7 protein-coding genes are annotated in these 4,755 nt (G+C 48.9%); 3 read left to right on the plus strand and 4 right to left on the minus strand.

Annotation, left to right across the window (positions count from 1 at the left end):
- Positions 1-139 precede the first annotated feature (139 nt).
- Positions 140-517, minus strand: coding sequence for a DUF2750 domain-containing protein (locus tag BLS03_RS25055; RefSeq protein ID WP_093279563.1), 378 nt, complete (start codon positions 515-517; stop codon positions 140-142).
- Positions 518-707: 190 nt separating this feature from the next.
- Here BLS03_RS25055 and BLS03_RS25060 point away from each other — a divergent pair, with 190 nt between their 5' ends.
- Positions 708-920 (plus strand): DUF2986 domain-containing protein, encoded by a 213-nt coding sequence (locus BLS03_RS25060; protein WP_093279568.1) that lies wholly within the window; start codon positions 708-710, stop codon positions 918-920.
- On the opposite strand, the gene BLS03_RS25065 is transcribed toward BLS03_RS25060, so the two are convergent.
- Positions 917-1,858 (minus strand): LysR family transcriptional regulator, encoded by a 942-nt coding sequence (locus BLS03_RS25065; protein WP_093279564.1) that lies wholly within the window; start codon positions 1,856-1,858, stop codon positions 917-919. The genes BLS03_RS25060 and BLS03_RS25065 overlap by 4 nt on opposite strands.
- A 208-nt stretch (positions 1,859-2,066) precedes the next feature.
- Between BLS03_RS25065 and BLS03_RS25070 the strand changes: the two genes are divergently transcribed.
- On the plus strand, positions 2,067-2,723 hold the full coding sequence (locus BLS03_RS25070) for a nitroreductase family protein (protein ID WP_093279565.1): 657 nt from the start codon (positions 2,067-2,069) through the stop codon (positions 2,721-2,723).
- A gap of 204 nt (positions 2,724-2,927) precedes the next feature.
- A complete protein-coding gene (locus BLS03_RS25075; RefSeq protein WP_093279566.1) occupies positions 2,928-3,152 on the plus strand; it encodes a CCE_0567 family metalloprotein in 225 nt (74 codons plus the stop codon).
- A 130-nt stretch (positions 3,153-3,282) separates the two neighbouring features.
- On the opposite strand, the gene BLS03_RS25080 is transcribed toward BLS03_RS25075, so the two are convergent.
- Positions 3,283-4,059 carry an IclR family transcriptional regulator gene (locus BLS03_RS25080; RefSeq protein ID WP_093279567.1) on the minus strand — a complete coding sequence of 259 codons (777 nt, stop codon included), beginning with the start codon at positions 4,057-4,059 and terminating at the stop codon, positions 3,283-3,285.
- 116 nt (positions 4,060-4,175) lie between these two features.
- Positions 4,176-4,755, minus strand: a 580-nt coding sequence (locus BLS03_RS25085) for an MATE family efflux transporter (protein ID WP_218122056.1), incomplete at its 5' end; no start/stop codon positions are given.

Below are 4,755 nucleotides of genomic sequence, written 5' to 3' on the forward strand. Positions count from 1 at the left end.
ATTCCTTCGGGCAATAGCCCCAAGGGACAATCACCACCGCCCTAGGCGGTGGTTTAGAGCTGACAACAAAACCCCTGATGGTGTTTGCCATTAGGGGTTTATTCTATCGACGCAATGTTAAGCCATTGGGCGGCAAAGATTAACGGCGCTTGCCTTCGCGCTTAACCAGTTCGAATTCAAACTCGTCGGGGTAAAGTACGATGCCCTCGCCCTGCTCATCGGGATAGACGATGATCGACAGTTCGTCTTCTTCAAGGCCCATGGTCCAGCGGCTTTTCCATTTGGCGGTTGAGATCGGTTCAGCGCGAAATCCTTCCCACTCACCCGTCGCCCATTCCAGAGCGTGTTCTTCAGTTGGCCAAACTGGCACACAATCGTCATCTTCGGCACTAAATAACACACTGCCGTGCTCATCGATCAATAACCAAATTTTATGCGATTCAGCCACGGCTTTAAAAAATTGATTAAAACGTTCATTGGGATCTTTCGCTAATGGAGCGGAATTTGAAGAAGTCATTGAGTACCTTAGCAATAGAGAGTGGTTTGAAAAGATTATAACCTGATAACCACTAAAATGGAGGAATAAAATATCGGAAGCCGATTCACACTACGAGCATCACGCTAAACGCGTGCGAAGCCAAAACAGCGTTTGTCTTTCGCCCTGAAACCCTATATTCTCGCGCCTCAATCATCGAGTGAGTATGGTTATGAACCGCAAAAAGAAAATTAATCAGATTCTGAAAACAAAACTCAAGAAGCAAAACGCCAAGCTGCATAAAAGCAACAAGCCGCGCTACGTGTCCAAAGCCGAGCGTGAAAAATTGGCGCTAGAGCAGCAAGCGGCCGAGTCTCATGGCGAAACCAGCCAAAGCGAAGATTGCGCTAACGCCGCAGCGCAAGCTGAGACAAATCAAGGCTAAATTTTATTCCAGCGCTGGCTTTCTAGCAGGCCACGTCGCGTCAGTTGATCCAATATCCCATGGGTTTTGTCGCGAAACTCATCACGCAATAGGCGCATCGCTGGCGTTATCGACTGGCGACTTGGGCATACCAGCCACAGCTCGCGTTTGGCGGGCGGATATTGGGTCAAAATCGGCACCACATTCCCCGCCAGCAAATCCGTTGACATATCAATGCACGATTTGATCGCCACGCCTTTTCCTGCCACGCACCAGCGCCGTACCAAGTCGGCATCATTAGAAATTCGGTTGGTGTGCATTTTCACTTTGTGTTTGCGCTCACCCTCTAAAAGTTCCCACACATCGTGTATGCCATCATAAAGCTGATACACCAGCCCGTTATGATGTTTAAGATCGTCTGGATGGGTTGGCGTGCCGTGCTCGGCTAAATACATTGGCGATGCACACACCAGCGCCGGCGCATCACAAATCTTAAAACCATACAGGTTGTGATCAGTCGGCGAACCGTAACGCAGCGCCATATCCACGGTATCGCGATAAAAATCGACATTGCTGTCGCTGACATTGGCGCGCACACTGAGCTGGGTATAGCGTTCCATGATTTCATCAATCCATCCCATCACATGATTACGTCCCAAATCGGAGGAAAACGAAATGCGCAACTCACCTTTGATGGCGCGGTTAGAGTCTTGCACGCTGTGCTTGGCGTTATCTAGTAGCAATAGCGCCTGCTCACACTGAGGCAAATAGCGCTCGCCAGCGCTGGATAAACGCAAATGGCGGGTGGTGCGCACAAATAATTCGATACCTAATGCCTGCTCAACTCGCTTTACCGCGGCGCTTGCGGTGGCACTGCGCAGCTCAAGATGATTGGCGGCAGCGGTTATACTGCCAAGCTCGGCAACTTTGAGCACCACTTGAAGATCTTCAACTAACATAATTGTCCAAAATTTTTTGATAATGATGAGAGTGAATAAGCAATTTACAAGCGATTAGTCGCTTAATCGAGTTTCAATTTCACTACATTATCAAAAAATATTTGATAATCATTCAAATGAGAAGCCCTTTTTCGCGCCCGTTGATTCCTCTACCATGCTTATAAATATTGAGTGCTACGCCACTCGAAAACGATAACGGAGACTTTCCATGACGCACCCAATCATCGCCGATTTAGAAAAACGCTACACCACTAAAAAATACGACGCTTCAAAACGCATTCCACAGCAAGACTTAGACGTGATTTATCAAGCGCTACGTCTTTCACCTTCTTCGATCAATTCACAGCCATGGAAATTTATTGTGATCGAAAGTGATGCGGCGAAACAGCGCATGCATGAAACGTTTGCCAACAAATTCCAGTTCAACCAAAAACACGTGTTTGATGCATCGCACATTATTTTGTTCGCCTACAACCCAGCGTACAACCGCGATGATTATGCCAAAGTCATTGACCAAGATATCGCCAGCGGTCGCACTAAGGCAGAAGACCGTGAACAAGGTTTCGGCGCTTATGCGTTTGTTGAACTCAATACCGATGAGCAAGGCAACAACCGCGCTTGGACCAAAGCGCAAACTTACATCGCACTGGGGAACACTTTGCACACGTTGGCGCGCTTAGGCCTCCATTCCACCACCATGGAAGGCGTTGACTCTGAGCTTATCGGTAAAGTGTTTAAAGACGAGCTTGATGGCTACGTCTGTGACGTGGCAGTGGCTATCGGTTATCACGATGAAAGCGGCGACTACAATGCGAAATTGCCGAAATCTCGTTTGGCTCAAGACTCAGTTGTTACCGTGCTTTAATTACATTTGATGCTCACATTACCCCGCCGCGCCTTTGCGCGGCGTTTTTGTTGCAAACTCGCCAACGTGACGCGAAATTGTCGGTTTGTCGCCATTTCTCTTATCTATACCATTGATTTATCAAAGCCAGGCGTAGGCATGGTTTTTGAACCTCTTGCATTGTCGGCATTCAAACTTACAAAAGGTCAATTCAAGGAGTGAATAATGGAAGATATGGATATTCAAGCCCTGCAAAAACAAGTGCGCAAAGCCAAGCGCATCGCCTCTGAGCGCGCTGCCGAGTTACATGACTTGGTGGAAGAACGCTTGCCTGCGGCTTACGAAGAGATCCCGGAAATCGCCAAGGCATGCTATGAGGCGTGTTACGAGTGGGCGCAGGTAAACGGTCAACTGCAAGAGTTAGAAGCGTTGCAGGCTAGTGATTCGTAATACGATGTGCGAAATAAAGTTGGACGAACGAATCATTCGCCTAACTCATAAATGTAACGCCAAGATAAGCCGCGCCAAAAGGCGCAGCTTAGCCAGCAGAAAATCGTATTCTCAGATGCCCATTTTGCGACTACTTTAAGCGCGCCGAAAGCTCTTGAGCGCTCGACGCAACTTGCGTTTTAAGAAAATCGCGCTGGGTTTCGTCTAATGACGAGGACGGAATAATAGCGCTGATCACCGAAACAATTTGCCCCGTTTTATCTCGCACCACCGCCGCCACACTGGTGTAGCCATCTTCAAAGTAGCTCTCTCCAATCAGAGCATCCTGCGATTTAGACGCGCTTATAAGCTCGTACAAGGCCTCAACGGTTTTTGGTGTGTTGACAGAAGAAGCCTCAAGTGTTTCTTCAGGATATAACTCGCGAAGCTGCTCTAAGCTGTAATCCGATAGCAATAATCGTCCAACGGTCGTGGCATGGGCAGGTAAACGTGAGCCAACATTCATCGCTCCAGTTAAGGAATTGGGTACCAGAGCGCGCGCCACATACACGACGCTGCGCTCATCTAATATCGCCAGATTGACCGGAAAGCCGATGGTTTCTGCCAAGCGATAAAGGATCGGTTGGCACAAATCCACCATCTCGAGTGACGCCAAATATTCAAACCCCAAGCGCAATACACCACGGCCTAAACTGTACTCATGGTTAGCGCTATTCAGTTCCAAAAAGCCAAGTGACTCTAACGTCACCACAATGCGATACACCGTCGAACGTGGCAAGTTTAAGCGCCTTGCAATCTCAGAGGCTGATAACGCACGAGTGTGTTGATCAAACAGAGTGAGTATCGCCAGTCCTCGCTCTAGCCCCGGCACTTTGTAATCTTGCTGCTCTTTGTTACGACTGCTCATAGCCTATCTTCACCAACGTCCTGTATTTATTGTTTGACTGACTTGCGGCGCAAATGCGCGACTTAATCCAAGGTTTTGGCAGTCTATCAAAAATGCATCAAGATGCGAGTTCGGCTTTACGATAATGTCGCCAACGTCGGCGAGGCGTTCTTCCTGCGCCAACGTAAAAATAGCAATCCGCAAACCACGGCTAAACCAAATGCATAACCGATCCACAATCCTTGTGTTTGCATGGCCAGTTGATAAGCGGCGAGATAACCCACGACAAACGCGATGCCCCAATAACCAAATAAGCAGAAAAACATCGGCGTACGGGTATCATGCAAACCGCGCAGCGCACCGGCCAATATGGTTTGCAAACCGTCAAACAGCAGATACATCGCCATCACCGCAAACAGTGTCCCGGTCAGCGCCGATATTTGCTCAAACTGCGCATCGTTGGCATCGAGAAAAAAGCCAATGATCCAAGTGTGTTGAAACAGCAGTGGCAGTGATACCAGCAGTGCATACCCCACCCCAAACGCGATAGCCAAATCACCACTGCGTTTGTAATCTTGCGCCGCGCCGCGACCATAATGAAAACCGACCCGCACCGCGGCCGCTTGCCCGAGCGCCAGCGGCACCATAAACAAGATATTCGCGACATTAAGGCAAATCATATGCGCCGACAACGCACTGGTACCAAAGCGCCCCACC

Source organism: Vibrio xiamenensis (assembly GCF_900100015.1).
Taxonomy (GTDB): Bacteria; Pseudomonadota; Gammaproteobacteria; order Enterobacterales; family Vibrionaceae; genus Vibrio; species Vibrio xiamenensis.

Coding starts and splice junctions, on each gene's coding strand:
- BLS03_RS25070 (WP_093279565.1), top strand. CDS start 2,067: ATGACGCACCCAATCATCGCCGATTTAGAAAAACGCTACACCACTAAA.
- BLS03_RS25065 (WP_093279564.1), bottom strand. CDS start 1,858: ATGTTAGTTGAAGATCTTCAAGTGGTGCTCAAAGTTGCCGAGCTTGGC.
- BLS03_RS25060 (WP_093279568.1), top strand. CDS start 708: ATGAACCGCAAAAAGAAAATTAATCAGATTCTGAAAACAAAACTCAAG.
- BLS03_RS25080 (WP_093279567.1), bottom strand. CDS start 4,059: ATGAGCAGTCGTAACAAAGAGCAGCAAGATTACAAAGTGCCGGGGCTA.
- BLS03_RS25075 (WP_093279566.1), top strand. CDS start 2,928: ATGGAAGATATGGATATTCAAGCCCTGCAAAAACAAGTGCGCAAAGCC.
- BLS03_RS25055 (WP_093279563.1), bottom strand. CDS start 517: ATGACTTCTTCAAATTCCGCTCCATTAGCGAAAGATCCCAATGAACGT.